At 36.4% G+C, this 19578-nt stretch carries 12 protein-coding genes; 7 read left to right on the top strand and 5 right to left on the bottom strand.

Translation table 11 applies throughout. The annotated features are described in order from the left end of the window. Window positions 1–3: 3 nt before the first annotated feature. Together recJ and ACQ65V_RS05550 are read right to left on the bottom strand one after the other, a co-directional pair. On the bottom strand, window positions 4–1695 hold the full coding sequence (recJ, locus tag ACQ65V_RS05555; protein WP_430467190.1) for a single-stranded-DNA-specific exonuclease RecJ: 1692 nt from the start codon (window positions 1693–1695) through the stop codon (window positions 4–6). A gap of 2 nt (window positions 1696–1697) precedes the next feature. Beyond that, window positions 1698–3260 (bottom strand): hypothetical protein, encoded by a 1563-nt coding sequence (locus ACQ65V_RS05550; RefSeq protein WP_430467189.1) that lies wholly within the window; start codon window positions 3258–3260, stop codon window positions 1698–1700. A 143-nt stretch (window positions 3261–3403) separates the two neighbouring features. On the opposite strand from ACQ65V_RS05550, the gene ACQ65V_RS05545 reads away from it, so the two are divergent. From ACQ65V_RS05545 to ACQ65V_RS05525, 5 genes are all read left to right on the top strand, one after another. Beyond that, a complete protein-coding gene (locus tag ACQ65V_RS05545; RefSeq protein WP_430467188.1) occupies window positions 3404–4579 on the top strand; it encodes a 2-isopropylmalate synthase in 1176 nt (391 codons plus the stop codon). After that, entirely contained in the window at window positions 4580–5965 is a 1386-nt protein-coding gene (gene leuC / locus ACQ65V_RS05540; RefSeq protein WP_430467187.1) for a 3-isopropylmalate dehydratase large subunit, read from the top strand. Window positions 5966–6052: 87 nt separating this feature from the next. Beyond that, window positions 6053–6643 carry a 3-isopropylmalate dehydratase small subunit gene (leuD, locus tag ACQ65V_RS05535; RefSeq protein WP_430467186.1) on the top strand — a complete coding sequence of 197 codons (591 nt, stop codon included), beginning with the start codon at window positions 6053–6055 and terminating at the stop codon, window positions 6641–6643. A gap of 6 nt (window positions 6644–6649) precedes the next feature. After that, entirely contained in the window at window positions 6650–7768 is a 1119-nt protein-coding gene (gene leuB, locus ACQ65V_RS05530) for a 3-isopropylmalate dehydrogenase (RefSeq protein ID WP_430467185.1), read from the top strand. Window positions 7769–7771: 3 nt separating this feature from the next. Next, a complete protein-coding gene (locus tag ACQ65V_RS05525; RefSeq protein ID WP_430467184.1) occupies window positions 7772–10354 on the top strand; it encodes a phosphoenolpyruvate carboxylase in 2583 nt (860 codons plus the stop codon). Between the two features lie 134 nt (window positions 10355–10488). Here the strand turns inward: ACQ65V_RS05525 and ACQ65V_RS05520 are convergent, their stop codons facing one another. Genes ACQ65V_RS05520 through ACQ65V_RS05510 form a run of 3 tightly spaced genes read right to left on the bottom strand, consistent with a single transcriptional unit; the run spans window position 10489 to window position 13140 of the window. After that, window positions 10489–11721 carry an ammonium transporter gene (locus ACQ65V_RS05520; protein WP_430467183.1) on the bottom strand — a complete coding sequence of 411 codons (1233 nt, stop codon included), beginning with the start codon at window positions 11719–11721 and terminating at the stop codon, window positions 10489–10491. A 5-nt stretch (window positions 11722–11726) separates the two neighbouring features. Continuing rightward, window positions 11727–12065 carry a P-II family nitrogen regulator gene (locus ACQ65V_RS05515; protein ID WP_155089105.1) on the bottom strand — a complete coding sequence of 113 codons (339 nt, stop codon included), beginning with the start codon at window positions 12063–12065 and terminating at the stop codon, window positions 11727–11729. 55 nt (window positions 12066–12120) lie between these two features. Beyond that, window positions 12121–13140 (bottom strand): porin, encoded by a 1020-nt coding sequence (locus tag ACQ65V_RS05510; RefSeq protein ID WP_430467182.1) that lies wholly within the window; start codon window positions 13138–13140, stop codon window positions 12121–12123. A 440-nt stretch (window positions 13141–13580) separates the two neighbouring features. Between ACQ65V_RS05510 and gltB the strand changes: the two genes are divergently transcribed. Both gltB and ACQ65V_RS05500 read left to right on the top strand, forming a co-directional pair. Continuing rightward, complete coding sequence (gene gltB, locus ACQ65V_RS05505) at window positions 13581–18077, top strand: glutamate synthase large subunit (RefSeq protein ID WP_430467181.1); 4497 nt, start codon at window positions 13581–13583, stop codon at window positions 18075–18077. Window positions 18078–18080: 3 nt separating this feature from the next. Next, window positions 18081–19547 carry a glutamate synthase subunit beta gene (locus tag ACQ65V_RS05500; RefSeq protein WP_430467180.1) on the top strand — a complete coding sequence of 489 codons (1467 nt, stop codon included), beginning with the start codon at window positions 18081–18083 and terminating at the stop codon, window positions 19545–19547. The last annotated feature ends 31 nt before the right edge of the window (window positions 19548–19578 follow it).

Here is a 19578-nt window from a genome sequence, read left to right as displayed (position 1 = left end):
AGATTATGGTTTTATGTCTTTTAGTTTTAGCTGTAAGCTTGTATTTCCGTTCCAATGATTTTCATCAATTGAATAGGCTATGCTGAAAGGCTGTCTGGTTTTTATAAAGTCGATTTTGTCACCTAAACCAAAACCTATACAAACCATATTGTCATGAGGTGATTGTGTTGCTGTAAACCTTAAATGTTTATCATCTTCTCCAACACATTTTCCCCAACCTGTATCTTTCACTCCTTGCGTCATAAATGTTGGAGACATATTGCCAGGTCCAAATGGTGCAAATTGTCTTAGTATGCGAAATAGCTTGTGGTCTATTTGACTTAGCTCTATTTCTAAATCCACTTTAAGTTCTGGTGTTAAAAGTTTTGGGTCAATGGTGTCTTTTACAATGCTTTCAAATTTAGTTTTAAAACCCTCGTAATTCTCTGGTAGTAGCGTTAATCCTGCTGCATATTTATGACCTCCAAATTGCTCGATATATTCTGAACAGGCTTCTAAAGCATTATAAACATCAAAGCCTTTTACAGAACGTGCTGAAGCCGCTAATTTATCTCCACTTTTAGTAAACACTAAAGTTGGCCTATAGTAGGTTTCTATCAATCTTGATGCGACAATCCCAATTACTCCTTTATGCCAGTTTTCATTATAAACCACTGTGGTAAAGCCTTCTTGTTCATTGTTTTCTTCAATTTGAAGCAATGCTTCTTCTGTAATACGTCTGTCGGTTTCCTTTCGGTCTGTATTGAATTGATCGATATCCACAGCATATTCAGCAGCGAGATTAAAATCAGTTTCTGTCAATAATGTAACGGCATGGTTGCCATGTTTCATTCTTCCTGCTGCATTAATGCGAGGTGCGATGATAAAGACCACATCAGTAATAGTCAGTTCATCTTTTTTAACCTCAGCTATAATAGCCTTCATTCCTGGTCTTGGCGCGGTATTGATAACATGTAAGCCTATGTATGCCAAAGCTCTGTTTTCGCCAACTATCGGAACAATATCCGCACCAATCGCTGTTGCCACCAAATCGAGATATTCTACTAAATCTTCAACCGTTTGACCTTCCTTGGAGGCCAAAGCCGTAATCAGTTTAAAACCAACTCCACAGCCACATAATTCCTTAAAAGGGTAGTCACAGTCATCTCTTTTTGGATCTAAAACCGCTATAGCCTCAGGCAATTTGTTTCCCGGTCTGTGGTGATCGCAAATAATAAAATCGATACCCTTGTCTTTAGCATATTTGACTTTATCAACTGCTTTGACTCCACAATCTAAAGCAATAATGAGACTGAAATCATTATCGTGAGCAAAATCAATCCCTTTATGTGAAATACCATAACCTTCATCATAGCGGTCAGGAATATAAGTAGCAACGGAATCTAACCTTGTTTTTAAGTACGAAGACATTAAAGCTACAGATGTTGTACCATCCACGTCATAATCTCCATACACCAAGATATTTTCACCGTCTGCAATTGCTTTTTCAATGCGAGCAACAGCTTTATCCATATCCTTCATTAAAAATGGATCGTGCAAATCTTCAAAACTTGGCCTAAAAAACGTCTTTGCAGCTTCATAAGATTCTATACCGCGTTGTAATAATAATGTGGCAACAATATCATTGACTTGAAGTGCTTTTTTCAACTCTTCAACTTTTGAAACTTGTGGTTTTGGTTTAAGTGTCCAACGCATAGTTAAAATAGTCTTCTGTTGTTTTGAGGCGCTAAATATTTCCTCTTAATTATCTCTTGAACCGTACAATTTTCAATTTTACTCTCCAACCAGGAAATAATATCGAGATATAAAAAAGCTCTACGCTCAAAAGGGTGATCTTCATAAACCTTAAGCCTTTCAAGTAAATCCTTAAAAGCATTCTTTAAATCATGAGGGTAAATATCTTGTAGTCCGCGTATAAATTTTATCATTTCTTTTTGCACTTCGTGCAGATCGTTCATTTTTATTAAAAACTTATAGGTGCTGCGTAGAAGTGTATCTAAATGATAATCCAATCCTGCTTCATAATGGGCAACAAGATTCAATACTCTAGAAAAGCAGAGCAAATCTTCACGCATGGATAAAGATTTGTTTGATATAATTTTGCTCAAATAGGCAATGCACGCCTTATTGTTTCCCGCACCGAAATGTAAGCTGGCAAACTTGTAGTAAAATATCATTTTGTGGTGAGGATCAATACGACTTTCAAATTTAACGAGTTCTTTTTCAATTTTAGGGATGAGCTCTAACCCTTCTTCAAAACTACCGTCAATGAAGTGTTGGTTGATACTATGAAAATTTGTATAAAGAAACACCAAGGTGGAAACGTTCTCGTCTTGTATAAATTTTTTATTGTCAACGGTAGCTTTAAAATCCTTTAACTTTTCTACAAATCTTGGTTTGTTTCCTATAAAAAATATGGCTTCGAGAAGATAATTGTTGCCTTTTAAGAAAAACACTGGGTTTACGTTTATCATTTTTGGGTTTTGATAAAATAAATCCACCCATTTTGAAGCATATCTGTAACAGTTCAAAAAATCCTGAAGTAAAAAGCTATGCCATAAATGTGCTTTGTAATACCATAGCTTCTCCCTAAAACCTAATTTCTTTTTTTTAATTTTAGGAAGTCTGTTATTAAAATATTTTGTAACAATTTTAGCCTCCTCTTCGTTCTTAACGTAACCCGTTTTTAGAATGATACTGTAAAGCTGTAACGATAAATTAGAAAGCTTACTCGCTATAACATTTTGTGAACTTAAGTCACGCGCTTGTATTGCCAATTCATCAGCTCTATTGCTTATGCTTCTAGTAATATATTGGGATTCTATTATTTTTTCGAGCTCAACAATTTCAAAAGCCAAGTTCTTTTCTTCATTGGCAATGGCTAGATCCTTTGCTTTATCTAAAATTTTCAGACCTTGTTTATAAAGTCCTTTATGATATAAAATGGAAGCAAAATCTAACTGCTCTCTTATTTGAGAGCGCACATTTTGATGTGATGGATTAAGTTTTAGGCTTATTAGTATTTGCTTGTACAAGTGCGCTTTAACATTAGCCAATTGTTGTTTCTTAACTATTTTACTCTGCAAAATAGTGTCCTCGTTATAGGTTTTGGCTTTATCAAGAAGATTGAAAAGATTCAAAAACTTAGAATCCGCATTCACACCTAACCGACCCACATAGAGTTTAAATTGCCTTTTCTCTGATTTAGTCAGCGATTTAACAAGGGAAAATAGATTATCTTTTTGGTCTTTAGTTGTCAATACAAATTTGTCTTAATTGCTTGATTATATGCGTTTTAATACATGTTTTTGATTTTGAACATCGTAAAATCAAATTAACGCTTAAGTCATTGAAAAAATCAAAGTATAACTTCGTTAGACAATACTAATCTTTATTTTGTTAAATGTCAAATAACGCTATTCAAATATTCGACACAACCCTACGTGATGGTGAACAGGTTCCGGGCTGTAAACTAGATACAAAACAAAAAGTAGTGATTGCTGAGCAATTAGACACTTTAGGTGTTGATGTTATCGAAGCAGGTTTTCCGGTCTCAAGTCCAGGCGATTTTAAATCTGTCCAGTCCATCTCAAAAATAGTAAAGAATGCAACGGTCTGTGGCTTAACGCGTTCCGTAGAAAATGATATTAGAGTTGCTACAGAAGCGTTACAATATGCAAAAAAGCCTAGAATCCATACAGGAATTGGTACTTCAGAGTCTCATATTGTACATAAATTTAAAACGACTCAAGAAGATATTCTAGAACGTGCCTATGCAGCCGTTAAATACGCTAAATCATTTGTGGAAGACGTAGAATTCTATGCGGAAGATGCTGGTCGTACTGATAATGAATATTTAGCAAGAGTTTGTGAAGCAGCTATTAAAGCTGGAGCAACAGTTCTAAACATTCCCGATACCACAGGTTATTGTTTGCCAAGTGAATATGGAGCAAAGATCAAATACCTAAAGGAAAATGTAAAAGGTATTGAAAAAGCGATTTTATCTTGTCACTGCCATAACGATTTAGGTCTTGCTACGGCTAATTCTATTGAAGGCGTAATTAATGGTGCAAGGCAAATAGAGTGTACCATTAACGGTATTGGTGAACGTGCGGGAAACACAGCACTAGAAGAAGTGGTCATGGTCTTAAAACAACATCCATACCTTAATCTAGATACCAATGTTAACACCTCAATGCTTTATGGTATGAGTCAGTTGGTTAGTGACAGTATGGGTATTTACACCCAACCTAACAAAGCTATTGTGGGTGCAAATGCTTTTGCTCATAGCTCAGGGATACATCAAGATGGTGTGATAAAGAATAGAGAAACTTACGAAATTATAGATCCGAAAGATGTTGGTGTTACAGAATCAGCAATAGTTTTAACTGCAAGAAGTGGACGAGCAGCTTTAGCATATCGTGCCAAAAATGTTGGATATGAGCTAACCAAACTTCAGCTAGATGAAGTCTATGCCAACTTCTTAACTTTTGCCGATAGAAAGAAAGAGATTGATGATAACGATATTCATCAGATTATTGAAACAAGCAAAGTCTATCAACAAATTATTTCTGCTTAGATGTCAAAAAAAACATTATTCGATAAGGTCTGGGACTCGCATGTGGTAAGTACAATAGAAAATGGGCCACAGGTTCTATATATTGACAAGCATTTAATCCATGAAGTCACAAGTCCACAAGCTTTCAATGAATTGGAAGAACGTGGCATTCCAATATTCAGACCAGACCAAATTGTGGCCACTGCAGACCATAATACACCAACCTTAAATCAAGATCAGCCAGTAAAAGATGCGTTATCAAGGCAACAGTTAAAGCAACTTTCTATAAACTGTAAAAAGAACAATATTACATTATATGAGTTAGGACATAAATATAATGGAATAGTCCATGTAATGGCTCCAGAATTGGGTATTACACAACCAGGTATTACAATGGTGTGTGGAGATAGTCACACATCAACCCATGGTGCATTCGGAGCCATTGCATTTGGTATTGGCACAAGTCAAGTTGCACAAGTATTTGCTAGTCAATGTTTGTTGCTAACCAAACCCAAAAGTTTGAGGGTAACAGTAAACGGAAAACTTAAAAAAGGTGTATTGCCAAAAGATGTCATACTTTATATAATTTCAAAATTGGGCACTAATTCAGGTACAGGATATTTCTGCGAATATGCAGGCAATGTATTTGAAGAAATGAGCATGGAAGGTCGTATGACGGTTTGCAATATGAGCATTGAAATGGGAGCACGAGGAGGCATGATTGCACCAGATGAAACCACATTTAAATATATAAAAGGCCGAAAATTTGCTCCAAAAGAAGAAGAATTTGAAAAGAAAGTAGCTTATTGGAAGTCATTACCAACCGATGAAGGTGCTGTTTTTGACAAAGAATACCACTTTGATGCTGCCGATATAGAACCCATGATTACCTATGGTACCAATCCGGGAATGGGCATTAAAATTTCTGAAAACATTCCTGTAGAAGAGAATGCATCATTTAAAAAATCATTGGCTTATATGAATTTTGAAGCTGGTGAAAGTCTAATAAACAAACCCATTAATTACGTGTTTATAGGAAGTTGCACCAATTCTAGAATAGAAGACTTTAGGGTGGCGGCCAATTATATAAAAGGAAAGAAAAAAGCCCAAAATGTGACGGCTTGGCTGGTTCCTGGAAGCAAACAAGTAGAAGCCCAAATCATTGAAGAAGGCCTGAAGGACATCTTTGATAATGCAGGATTTGAACTGCGTCAACCAGGATGCTCAGCGTGTTTAGCGATGAATGATGATAAGATACCTCAAGGAGAATATTGTGTATCTACATCCAACAGAAATTTTGAAGGACGACAAGGACAAGGCTCTAGAACAATCTTAGCCAGTCCATTAGTTGCGGCTGCCACAGCAGTAGAAGGAAAGATTACTGATATTACTAAGCATTTAAATTAACTTTGGATAGGAGACCTCACAGGTTTTAAAAACCTGTGAGGTCTTGAACGATAATAAAAATAGATTACTGCTTTCGCAGTAAATAATATGGAAAAATTCACAACATTAAAGTCAACTGCAATTCCATTGAATATTGAGAATGTTGACACGGATCAAATCATCCCAGCACGGTTTCTAAAGGCAACGGACAAAAAAGGTTTTGGAGAAAATGTGTTCAAGGATTGGAGATATCATAAAGATGGTTCTATAAATTCAGATTTTGTATTAAACAAGTCAGAGTACTCTGGCAGCATTTTGGTTGCAGGCAATAATTTCGGATGTGGATCTAGTAGAGAGCATGCCGCATGGGCAATTGTGGGTTATGGTTTTAAAGTCGTAGTCTCTAGCTTTTTTGCTGATATTTTTAAAGGAAATGCTTTAAATAACGGGCTTCTTCCAGTGCAGGTTTCTGAAGAATTTTTAAGTGACCTATTGCAGAAAATTGAGTCCAATCCAAAGACGGTAATAGAGGTAAACCTTCAAAACCAAACCATTTCAATTCAAGACTCAGATTTGTCAGAACATTTTGAAATAGATGCTTACAAAAAAACATGCATGCTTAATGGGTACGACGATATTGATTATCTCGTGAATAATAAAAAACAAATTGAAGCTTTTGAGGCTCAAAAAACATACTAAATAAAAATGAAATTAAACATTGCAGTATTGCCAGGTGACGGTATAGGTCCAGAGGTTACAAATCAATCTATTAAAGTTTTAAAAGCTATAGCTTTGATGTTTGATCATAAGTTTACATTTAAAACGGCTGATGTAGGTGCTGTAGCCATAGACAGGCACAATAACCCCTTGCCAGATGCTACATTGGATTTATGTAAATCCTGTGATGCCATTTTATTTGGGTCCATAGGACATCCAAAGTACGATAATGATCCTACAGCAAAAGTACGTCCAGAACAAGGGTTGCTAAAGCTAAGAAAAGAGCTTGGTCTGTTTGCTAACATAAGACCCGTAAAGGCTTACGATACACTTTTAGATAAATCTCCTTTAAAGCAAAACATTATTCAAGGAACGGATATCAGTATCTATAGAGAACTTACTGGTGGAATATACTTTGGAGAAAAGCACTTGAGTGAAGACGGCAATATGGCTTCAGATTTATGCGAATATTCCCGTGAAGAAATTGAGCGAATTACACATTTAGCATTTAAGGCGGCTAAAACCCGAAGCCGAAAAGTGACCTTGGTAGATAAAGCCAATGTCCTTGAAAGCTCTAGATTATGGAGAAAAGTGGTTGGAGAAGTAGCTGAGCAATATAAGGATGTAACATTGGATTTTTTGTTTGTAGACAATGCAGCTATGCAAATGATTTTAAACCCAAAACAGTTTGATGTTATTTTAACTGAGAATATGTTCGGTGACATTATCAGTGATGAAGCGAGTGTCATCGGTGGTTCCATAGGATTATTGGCTTCTGCTTCCGTCGGAAATAAATACGCTATGTTTGAACCTATTCATGGATCTTTTCCGCAAGCCACAGGCAAGGGTATTGCCAACCCAATAGCATCAATTTTATCTGCAACCATGCTGTTAGAACATTTTGGTCTATTTGAAGAAGCCGAGTTAATTAAAGAGGCGGTTGACAAGTCATTAAAACTCAACATTTCAACACCAGATATCAATAACAAATATGATAATGTTACAACTGACAAGGTTGGTGATTTCATTGAGGATTTTATATTAAACCCTAATGACACCAACATGAATTTTACAAACATCCACTTAGGACAATCCACAATTATTTAATTGATGCCTACACAGCCAAAGCTTACGAGATTTAATCAAAATGTATTGTCAAAATATCAGATATACAACAGTATATTTATGACCTTGCCTTTTGATAATGTTACAAAGACGGGAGCTCTTTTGCCTTTATTTCATGAAACATGTCAGAAGGGTTTTGCTAATCAAGAAGATCCCACGACCATTGTAAATGAATTCTTTAAGAAGTATCAAGGGAGACGCTCTAAAGAAAGTCAGATTAACTTATTGTTTCGGTTTATACAATATATAGAGCGGCAAGTTGTATTGTTTGATGCTATTGAGGATGCGGCATTTCCTGTTGTCAATAACATGGATGGTATCGGAACCTTAAGAAGTTTAAAGGAATCCGTTACGGCTGAAAATAAATTAGAAACGCTCAGAAAATATCTTGAGGAGTTTAAGGTTAGAATAGTACTTACAGCACATCCAACCCAGTTTTACCCTGGTTCTGTTTTGGGTATAATAACAGATTTAACCGAGGCCATTCGCGAAAACGATTTGTTGAGAATAAATGATTTATTGGCACAACTGGGAAAGACACCCTTTTTCAAGCATAAAAAACCGACACCTTTTGACGAAGCTGTGAGTTTAATATGGTATTTGGAAAATGTGTTCTACAAATCCTTCGGAACGATTTACGATTACATTCAACAAAATATTTTTGAAGGAAAACAGATTGATAACGATATTATTAATATCGGTTTTTGGCCAGGTGGAGACAGAGATGGTAACCCATTTGTAACACCAGAAATTACATTGAATGTCGCAAAACGTTTGCATGATACAGTTATAAAAAACTATTATAGAGACGTACGTCGATTAAAAAGAAAATTGACTTTTGTCGGAGTCGAAGAACGAATAAATGTTTTAGAAAAAGAGCTCTATAAAATTATTACCAACAAGAATTCAAACTTAACAGCAGAAAGCTTTACTTCAGAATTAGAGGTAATTAAAAATGTCATTACAAAAGAACATCAGTCGCTCTATGTATCCGAAGTCAATAGTTTATTGAATAAAATTCATCTGTTCGGTTTTCATTTTGCAAATTTAGATATCCGCCAAGATAGTAGAAAGCACAACCAATTCTTCAACGATATGGTGAATGCATTGATTGAAAATGGCAGCACAATTTTCCCAAAGAACTATCACGATTTATCAGAAAAAGAACAGGTAAAAATTTTATCTAAAGTTGAAGGGGAAATTGATTTAGGCATAATTAAGGATGATGAAACCTTAAAAGCCCTAAAAACCATGAAGGTTATTAAAACCATTCAAGGTACAAATGGAGAAAAGGCTGCAAATCGTTATATAATCAGTAATAACCAAACAACATTAAACGTCATGCAATTGTTTGCCATGTTAAAATTGGTAGCTTTTCATGATGAGTTAACCGTGGATATCGGACCTTTATTTGAAACGATTACCGATTTAGAAAATGCTCCTGCTGTGATGGAAGAACTATATACCAATCCAGAATACGCAGCGCATTTAAAATCTCGTGGCAACAAGCAAACTATAATGCTTGGTTTTAGTGATGGCACCAAAGATGGTGGTTATTTAATGGCAAACTGGGCTATCTATAAGGCTAAAGAAAATCTGACCAAAGTTTCAAGAGTACATGGTATCAAAGTTATATTCTTTGATGGACGTGGAGGACCACCTGCACGTGGAGGAGGAAAAACCCATAATTTTTATGCTTCGCTTGGACCTACGATTGAGGATAAAGAAGTACAGCTTACTATACAAGGGCAAACCATTAGTTCTAATTTTGGCACCTTGGAATCTTCGCAATACAACTTAGAACAACTCATAAGTTCTGGAATTTACAACAGTATTAGCGATAAGGATTTGAGCATGACTCCAGAAAATCGAGAGGTAATGACAGATCTTGCTGAAAGAAGCTATAAAGCGTATTCAGACTTTAAAGCGCATCCAAAATTTATTTCATATTTGGAGCATATTAGTACCTTAAAATATTATGCAAAAACAAATATAGGAAGCCGACCTTCTAAACGAGGTAAATCCAAAGGCTTAGTTTTTGAAGACCTTAGAGCGATTCCCTTTGTTGGCTCTTGGAGTCAATTAAAGCAAAACGTACCAGGCTTTTTTGGAGTTGGTACCGCTTTAAAACATTATGAAGAAACTGGGAATTTTGAACAAGTCAAAAATTTATTCAAAACCTCTGATTTCTTTAAAACACTGATTGAAAACAGTATGATGTCATTATCTAAATCCTTTTTTGATTTAACACGATATATGGCAGAAGATCCTGAATACGGAGAATTTTGGAAAATTATTTATAACGAATACGAAACTTCAAAACGATTAATTTTAAAGCTTACAGGCTATAAAGAATTGATGCAAGAAGAGCCTACAGGTAAGGCGTCAATTGCCATGAGGGAATCAATTGTGTTGCCACTACTGACCATTCAGCAATATGCTTTAAAGAAAATCCAAGAGCTAGAAAAATCTGGAGCAAAACCAGATGACGAACAAATGAAGGTCTATGCTAGTATGGTAACACGTTCGTTATTTGGGAATATTAATGCAAGTCGTAATTCGGCTTAATTCATAAACTTGTCATTCCTGCGTAGGCAGGAATCTACTTTTTAAATCTTCTACATAAAAAACCCTCTAAGCAAATGCTCAGAGGGTTTTCACTAACAACTAATGACCTAAACAATCAAATTTAAAACAATCTATCAATGTTCGTTTAGTCTAAAATCTGGATATGCATCCATACCATGTTCATGGGCATCTAGCCCTTCTAATTCTTCTTTTTCAGAAACTCTAATACCAACTGTCTTCTTCAATACAAATAAGATTATAAAAGATGAGACAATACAAATGGCAGCATAAGAGGCAACACCTATTAACTGACTAACAAATTGTGCTCCACTCGCTAAATCCCCAAAAATACCTACTGCTAAAGTTCCCCAAATACCACAAGCTAAGTGTACGGCTATGGCACCTACTGGGTCGTCTAGCTTAAGTCTATCAATTAAAGACACAGCAAAGACGATAATCGCACCAGCTACGGCTCCAATAATTATAGCATCCGTAGGGCTCATTTGGTCTGCTCCTGCTGTTATACCAACAAGACCGCCTAAAATCCCATTTAGAAACATAGTTAAATCTAAATTTTTATACCGTAATGTAGAAACTAGAGCGGCTACAACACCGCCAGCCGCAGCGGCCAAACATGTAGTGACTAAAGTTAGTGAGGTTAGTTCAGGATCTGCCGACAAAACAGAACCTCCATTAAAACCAAACCATCCTAACCAAAGGATTAAAACTCCCGCTGTTGCCATAGGAATGTTATGACCAGGAATAGCTTGTAATTTTCCATCTTTAAATTTTCCTATTCTAGAGCCCAATAAACAAACGGCCACAACGGCAGCCCAACCACCAACGGAATGAACTAAAGTAGAACCAGCGAAATCATAAAACGGAGTTTCCAAAGTTTGTAAAAAGCCTCCACCCCATTTCCATGAACCTGCAATTGGATAAATTAATCCAACATATAGTACTGTAAATAACATAAATGGACCTATCTTAATACGCTCAGCTACGGCACCAGATACTATTGTTGCGGCTGTTGCAGCAAACATACCTTGGAAAAGGAAATCTGTCCAGTAGGTATAACCTTCATTATAGGCCAAATCTAAAGCGCCTGCATCTGTAAGTGGTGAGTCCAATCCAAATCCTGCAAATCCTAAAAATCCATTGAAGTCTCCTGGATACATTAAATTAAAGCCAACCAAGCAATACAATAGTAAACCTACTGTGATAATAAAGATATTTTTAAATAATATGTTAATCGTATTCTTTTGACGTGTTAATCCGATTTCTAAAAATGCAAATCCTAAGTGCATAAAGAAAACGAGTGCTGTACAGATCATCATCCATACATTATTTGTAGTTAATAATTCCATGTTAGTTATTTTAAAGTTTGTCCTCCTTTTTCTCCCGTTCGTATTCTATAGACTTCCTCAATGTGAGAGACGAATATTTTTCCGTCTCCAACATCTCCCGTAGCAGCAGATTCTAGAATGGCTTTTATAGTAACCTCTTCAAAATCATCGTTAACTACAATAGAAAGGTAGCGTCGTTGTATGTCGCTTGTGCTGTAAGTAACACCTCTGTAAACATGTCCCTCTTTTTCATTACCGAGTCCGGTAACATCCCAATACGAGAAGAAGTTTACACCAACTTCGTGCAGTGCGGTTTTCACTGCAGAAAACTTGGATTTTCTGATAATTGCTTCAACTTTTTTCATAAAAATTGGTTTTTGGTTTCCACTCAGGTGGAAATCTTTATTAATTAGTATTTAGTTAGAATTGATAAATAGCTGCTATTAAAAATGACCCTAAACTCTTAGTTGCTGCTAGGTCATTATCTATAAAGGCATCATCAGATGCACTGTCGAGTCTTAATTCTGGTTTAATGATTAAATTATCCACAGTATAGCTTCCGGTAAGTGTCGCGGTAATTACACTAGTATCTGCAACACCAGATCCTATCGCCCCAAAATTGCCATCTTCAGCGAAGTATTCTCCTCTTAAACCAAGTGTAAAATCATCAGAAATTGTGTATTGAGGGTAAAGAGCTGCACCCATGAATCCTGGACCATCATCTTCTACAGCTAGATAAGCGGCATTGATACCTAAGAAGAACTCATCTGATAAATCGAACCCACCTGTAAAATCAATTTCAAAAAATGATGGATCGTATAGTACATTTAAATATTGACCAGCATAGCCTAATTGCGCTCCGGCCGCATAATCTCCTGTTGGATTAAACTCAGTTAAATCAGTGTCATTAAAAACACCCAACATTAAATTTAAATCGTCTGATAAGGCAAAGTCAGCTTTAAATCCAGTATGACTAAACGGCCCATATGAAAATAAATAAGAAGTACTATAATTAAAGTTGGCTACTGGTGATATAACTTCATAGCCTAAAAAGGTATTAAAGTTTCCTAAAGTAAGGGTAACACTTTCGCTAACATTCCAATACGCATATAACTGGTTAACAATGTTTCCTGTTGCGGAGTACATTGGAGAAGCAAATATGGCATCAGTTCCTCTAGGGCCAAAAACTAAATCCGCAACAAATCCAACTTTTTCGCCTTCATAAGAGGCAATTACATTTGCCATACCCAATGCAAAGCCAGGTAAGTTAGCAAAGGACGACCCAGGTGCGATAGCATTCTCATCGTTTGGAGCCGTTAAATTTGCCCTATAATAAGCATCAATACTTCCGCTTATCTCAAATGACTTTTTTTCCTCGTCTTCTTGCGCGTTAGTTACTGCTACCATTAATAATAACATTAAAGTAAATAATCGTTTCATAAAAAATCTATTTTATTAGTTAGACGAGCCAAATCTATATAAACTTTAAAAATACCCCCTAATTAAATAGGGTAAAAAATATATTTTTATCATTTTATAAATTTATACCCTATTTTTTTAGGGGTTAAATTTATTTATTTTCAAATTTTGATAAATTAGCAATTTTGAAATTTAATTATTGTTACTTTTTTTGCGTTTTTATAAATTATTATTAGTTAAACAATATTTTCGCAAACGTTTTCGCAATACAATCTTAGTTTTGCTGAATTTTTTTCATTGTTTATTTCGCAAATAATACCCAGTACATTTATCGAATTTTCATTTAGAAAGCCTTGAATTATCGATTTGTGAAAAGTATTTTCACTTCTTTCTTAATCAATAATTAGAGTATATATTACCCTTTCAAACAGAGCACAGAAGGCTCTAAAACACTTGGAATTATGCTGAAGAAACAAGGACTTTATTTACCGGAATTTGAACACGATAATTGTGGAGCTGGATTTATTTGTAGTTTAACCGGAAAACGCTCTAATGACATTATACACAAAGCACTAGAAATTTTAGTGAAGCTAGAGCATCGTGGTGCCGTAAGTGCAGATGGTGTTACAGGAGATGGCGCTGGTATCTTAATAGATATTCCACACAAGTTTTTTAAAATTTTCTGTGAGTTTGAATTGCCTGAAGCTGGCGAATATGCAGTAAGTAATGTCTTTTTGCCCAGAAAGGAAAATCAGCGTCAATATTGTATAGATGTTTTTGAAAAAGAAATTAAAAACCAAGGGCTTAAATTAATTGGCTGGAGAGATGTCCCTGTTAACAGTGATATACTGGGTGCCATCGCAACGGTCACTGAGCCTTCCATAAAACAAATATTTATTGGCAAGTCTGATAAAAATCAATCCGATAGAGACTTTAACCTAAAATTATTTGCCGCTCGCAAAATTGCTGAACATACCATTTACGAATCTAAATTATCAGAGTCTAAATTCTTTTACCTTCCAAGTCTATCTACAAAGATTATCATTTTTAAAGGGTTGCTAAAACCAGAACATATTAATGAATATTATTTGGATTTGTTCAATTCTGCATTAGATACAAGATTAGCATTAGTACATCAGCGATTTTCAACCAATACATTTCCTACTTGGGATTTAGCTCAACCTTTTAGATACATCTGCCACAACGGTGAAATCAACACCTTAAGAGGAAATGTGTCTCGAATGTTTTCGCGAGAAGAAATAATGAAAAGTCCTCTATTTGGCGAGGATATCAAGAAAATTATCCCAACGGTATTAAAAGGGAAATCAGACTCTGCTACTTTAGATATGGTTGTGGAATTATTATTGATGACAGGTCGTTCCTTGCCAGAAGCTATGATGATGTTGGTACCAGAAGCATGGGAAAAAAACGATAATATGTCGGATGCCAAAAAAGCGTTTTATGAGTACAATTCTTGTCTTATGGAACCTTGGGATGGTCCAGCCTCCATTCCATTTACAGATGGTAATTATATAGGTGCAGTACTAGATCGTAATGGTCTGCGACCTTCTCGATACACAGTTACAAAATCGGGTAATGTTATCATGTCTTCAGAAACCGGAGTGGTAGATATAAAACCAGAGAACGTAGAACACCATGGCAGGCTAGAACCTGGCAAGATGTTTTTAGTGGATATGAATGAAGGCCGAATTGTAAATGACGAAGAAATAAAGGAGAAAATCGCCTCATTGCATCCGTATAGAAAATGGCTTAATGAGAATATGGTACACCTAAGGGATCTTTCTGCCAAGAAAGGACCAATAAATTATGATGAAATTGAATTAAAAAAGCGCGAAATAGTTTTTGGTTACACGGAAGAAGATTTAAATACCCTCATTAGACCAATGGCCCAATTGGGCAAAGAACCAATAGGTTCCATGGGAAGCGACGCTCCAATTGCCGTACTTTCAGAACGTCCACAATTAGTTTACAACTATTTTAAGCAGTTGTTTGCCCAGGTAACCAATCCGCCTTTAGATGGAATTAGAGAAGAGTTGATTACAGACATCAGTCTAACACTTGGTAGCGATGTTAACCTATTTGATATAAGTCCAGAGCATTGCAAAAAATTGAAAATTCAAAATCCTGTAATATCTAAGCATGATTTAGATAAAATCAGAAATTACGATACCAATCCAGATTTTAAAATCGAATCGATTTCCATGTTATATGAAGTGAATCGAGGCTTAAATGAATTGGAAATAGCATTGGAAAATTTGGTTACAAAAGCGTCCAAGGCTATTGATGAAGGAGCAAACATCATCATACTTTCAGACCGATATGTCGATGAAAACCACGCGCCAATCCCAGCGCTTTTGGCCTGCTCCTATGTTAATCATGCTCTACACAAATTAAAAAAACGCTCACAAATTAGCCTTATTATTGAGTCGGCAGAACCTCGTGAAGTCCACCACTTTGCATTATTGTTTGGATATGGTGCAAGTGCAGTGAATCCATATATAGTTAACGAGATTGTTCAGAAACAAGTTAATAATAAGGATGTCACAGATTTAGAATATCTCAAAGCCATTAAGAATTACAATAAAGCCATCGGAAAAGGCATTTTGAAAGTGATGAACAAAATAGGAATCTCAACATTGAATTCTTATCGAGGTTCACAGCTATTTGAGTGTATTGGTATCAATAAAGCTACGGTAGATAAGTATTTTCCGAATACACCAACCCGCATTCAAGGCATAGGATTACGAGAAATTGAACAGGAAATCGTAAAGCGCCACAAAAAAGCATTTAACCAAAACGTTGAGCCTAATATTGAAATTGGTGGAGATTATAGATGGAGACGAGGTCAAGAAAAACACATGTTCAACCCATTGACAGTGGCTAAGCTTCAAGAGTCCGTTAGAACAAATAAAGCCTCAACTTTCAAAGAATATTCAGAGTTGGTAAACAACCAGTCTAAAAATCTAATGACTATTAGAGGTCTTTTTGAATTCGATCAATTCGACCCAATTCCGATTGATGAAGTAGAGCCTTGGACGGAAATCGTCAAGCGATTTAAAACAGGTGCAATGTCCTACGGTTCCATAAGTAAAGAAGCGCACGAAAACTTAGCAATTGCCATGAACAGGATTGGAGGAAAATCCAATTCGGGTGAAGGTGGCGAAGACCAAGAACGCTTTTATAAAAGTTCGCAAGGAGATTGGCGTAATTCTGCCATTAAACAAGTTGCTTCGGGTCGTTTTGGTGTAACATCTAATTATTTGACCAACGCTAACGAAATTCAAATAAAAATCGCTCAAGGAGCAAAACCAGGTGAAGGTGGTCAGTTACCTGGACCAAAAGTAAATCCTGAAATCGCCAAAACAAGAAATTCCACACCTTACGTTGGATTAATTTCTCCACCACCTCATCACGATATTTATTCCATTGAGGATTTATCACAATTAATTTACGATGTAAAATGCGCCAATGGAGACGCAAGAATCAATGTGAAATTAGTATCAGAAGTTGGTGTTGGCACAGTCGCTGCTGGTGTATCAAAAGCCAAGGCAGATGTAGTCTTAATCTCTGGTTTCGATGGTGGAACGGGTGCCTCACCATTAACTTCATTACGACATGCTGGCTTACCATGGGAGCTTGGTATTGCGGAAGCACAACAAACGTTGGTTATGAATAACCTTAGAAACCGAATCGTATTAGAATGTGATGGTCAATTAAAAACTGGTCGAGATGTAGCCATTGCTTGCTTGTTAGGTGCAGAAGAATTTGGTTTTGCCACAGCACCACTCGTCGCTTCAGGTTGTATTATGATGCGAGTATGCCATCTTAACACTTGTCCTGTTGGCATTGCGACACAAAATCCAGAGTTGCGTAAAAAGTTTAAAGGTAAACCAGAGCATGTAGTCAATTACATGTATTTCGTAGCTCAAGAACTGCGAGAAATTATGGCAAAGCTTGGATTTAGAACCGTTAATGAAATGGTTGGTCAAGTACAAAAGTTAAATCGCAATAAAGCTATTGAGCATTACAAAGCATCAGGAATTGATTTAACTCCAATTCTACATAAAGTTAAAGTAGCTGAAGATGTGAAGTTATATAATACAGAGCTACAAGACCACGCTCTCGAATCACATCTCGATTTTCAAATTATAAAGCAGGCACATCAGGCTTTATTCAGACGACAAAACACACAACTGGAGCTTCCAATCACAAATATAGACAGAGCAGTTGGAGCCATAGTGAGTAACGAAATTTCAAAAATTTATGGTGCCGATGGTTTACCAGAAGACACTATAAATATAGATTTCACTGGTTCAGCTGGTCAGAGTTTTGGTGCCTTTGCAACTAAAGGACTAAGATTTACGGTGCATGGAAACACAAACGATTATTTAGGAAAAGGACTTTCGGGTGGAAAGCTAATCATAAAGGTACCTGAAAAATGCACCATCATTCCTGAAGACAATATTATTACCGGAAACGTGACACTTTATGGAGCAACTTCTGGTGAGGTTTACATCAATGGTAAAGCGGGCGAACGATTTTGCGTAAGAAACTCTGGTGCCAAAGCCGTTGTAGAAGGCATCGGAGACCATGGTTGCGAGTACATGACTGGTGGTGTTGCTGTTATTTTAGGAAAAGTAGGTCGAAATTTTGGTGCTGGAATGAGTGGTGGTATCGCTTATGTATTGGATAGCGATAACACATTTGAGCAATACTGCAATGGAGCGGACTTAAACATTGACCCTGTTCAAAGTATTGAAGATCAAGTACAGTTGGAACAATTGATTGAAAATCATTTCCTGGCAACAGGAAGCCCTTTGGCAAGACGACTTTTAGATGACTGGAAAAACAGCCTATCAGAATTTAAAAAAGTACTTCCTGAGGAATATAGACAAGCTTTGTTGAGATTAGAACAAGAACTATTAGAAACTGCGTAGATTATGGGAAAGATAACAGGATTTTTAGAGTATAAGCGAGAGAACGAAAGTTATGTAAAGCCACAAGAGCGCGTTACAAATTATAAGGAGTTCACCATTCCGCTTGAAGAAAAAAAGTTGAAAAATCAAGGTGCGCGTTGTATGGATTGTGGTATTCCATTTTGCCATAGTGGCTGTCCGCTTGGAAATTTAATACCAGATTTTAACGACAAAGTTTACAAAGGCAAGTGGAAAGAAGCCGCAGAGATTTTACACAAAACCAATAATTTCCCAGAATTTACGGGTCGCTTATGTCCTGCGCCTTGCGAGGAAGCATGTGTATTAGGTATTAATGAAGATCCTGTAACCATAGAAAACATCGAAAAAAATATTGTTGAACAAGCTTTTTCTGAAGGTTGGATTACTGCACAACCTCCCAAAACAAGAACTGGTAAAACTGTGGCCGTTGTTGGTTCTGGACCAGCAGGATTAGCAGCTGCTCAACAATTGAACAGAGCAGGTCATTCGGTTACCGTTTTTGAACGCGACGAAAAGATCGGTGGCTTATTACGTTATGGCATTCCTGATTTTAAGATGGAAAAACATATCATCGACAGACGCCTCAAAGTACTAGAAGAAGAGGGCATTTCCTTTAAAACCAATGCTCATGTTGGTGGAAATATTGATGCCAATAGGTTGAAAGATGAGTTTGATGCTATTGTGTTATGTGGAGGAGCAACTGTAAGACGACAGATCCCAATTCCTGGAGCCGACTTAAAAGGTGTTGTTCAAGCCATGGATTTTCTAAAACAGAACAATGAGTATGTGGATGGCCTAAAGGATTTTGAAGATATTATTTCGGCAAAAGATAAAAATGTAATTGTTATAGGAGGAGGAGATACAGGAAGTGATTGTATTGGAACCTCAAATCGACACGGAGCGAAATCGGTTACCAATTTTGAAATTTTAAGCAAGCCAACCGAAGGTCGCCCAGCACATCAGCCTTGGCCTTATTGGCCAATGAAGTTAAAGACAACATCGTCTCATCAAGAAGGTGTAGAACGTTTTTTTAGTATTTCGACCAAAGAATTTTTAGGTGATAAAAATGGTCAACTAAAAGGTTTGAAAACTATTGAGGTAGAATGGATTTTTAAACCAGATGAGCGTCCACAACTGGTAGAAATTGAAGGCACAGAAAAAGAATGGAAATGCGAGTTGGCCTTATTGGCACTTGGTTTTACGGGCTCAGAAAAAACGCTTGCAGACCAGTTTGGTCTCAATATGGATTTTAGAACCAATATTGAAGCATCAACAAAGGATTATACAACTAATGTACCTGGCGTTTTTGCTGCTGGTGATATGCGTAGAGGACAGTCCTTAATTGTTTGGGCAATTTCAGAAGGTCGCCAAGCCGCTCATCACGTCGATACATATTTAATGGGTGAATCCAATTTACCGTTAAAAGATGACAATGATTTACCGAGAATATAAAATTAAGAAAAGTCGCTAGTTTTAGGGTTAG

The organism is Winogradskyella ouciana, assembly GCF_965284585.1.
GTDB classification, from domain to species: Bacteria; Bacteroidota; Bacteroidia; order Flavobacteriales; family Flavobacteriaceae; genus Winogradskyella; species Winogradskyella ouciana.
This window is presented reverse-complemented; position numbering and strand designations above follow the sequence as displayed.

Coding starts and splice junctions, on each gene's coding strand:
- ACQ65V_RS05520 (WP_430467183.1), bottom strand. CDS start 11,721: ATGGAATTATTAACTACAAATAATGTATGGATGATGATCTGTACAGCA.
- leuC (WP_430467187.1), top strand. CDS start 4,580: ATGTCAAAAAAAACATTATTCGATAAGGTCTGGGACTCGCATGTGGTA.
- ACQ65V_RS05545 (WP_430467188.1), top strand. CDS start 3,404: ATGTCAAATAACGCTATTCAAATATTCGACACAACCCTACGTGATGGT.
- leuB (WP_430467185.1), top strand. CDS start 6,650: ATGAAATTAAACATTGCAGTATTGCCAGGTGACGGTATAGGTCCAGAG.
- ACQ65V_RS05515 (WP_155089105.1), bottom strand. CDS start 12,065: ATGAAAAAAGTTGAAGCAATTATCAGAAAATCCAAGTTTTCTGCAGTG.
- ACQ65V_RS05525 (WP_430467184.1), top strand. CDS start 7,772: ATGCCTACACAGCCAAAGCTTACGAGATTTAATCAAAATGTATTGTCA.
- ACQ65V_RS05500 (WP_430467180.1), top strand. CDS start 18,081: ATGGGAAAGATAACAGGATTTTTAGAGTATAAGCGAGAGAACGAAAGT.
- recJ (WP_430467190.1), bottom strand. CDS start 1,695: ATGCGTTGGACACTTAAACCAAAACCACAAGTTTCAAAAGTTGAAGAG.
- leuD (WP_430467186.1), top strand. CDS start 6,053: ATGGAAAAATTCACAACATTAAAGTCAACTGCAATTCCATTGAATATT.
- ACQ65V_RS05510 (WP_430467182.1), bottom strand. CDS start 13,140: ATGAAACGATTATTTACTTTAATGTTATTATTAATGGTAGCAGTAACT.
- gltB (WP_430467181.1), top strand. CDS start 13,581: ATGCTGAAGAAACAAGGACTTTATTTACCGGAATTTGAACACGATAAT.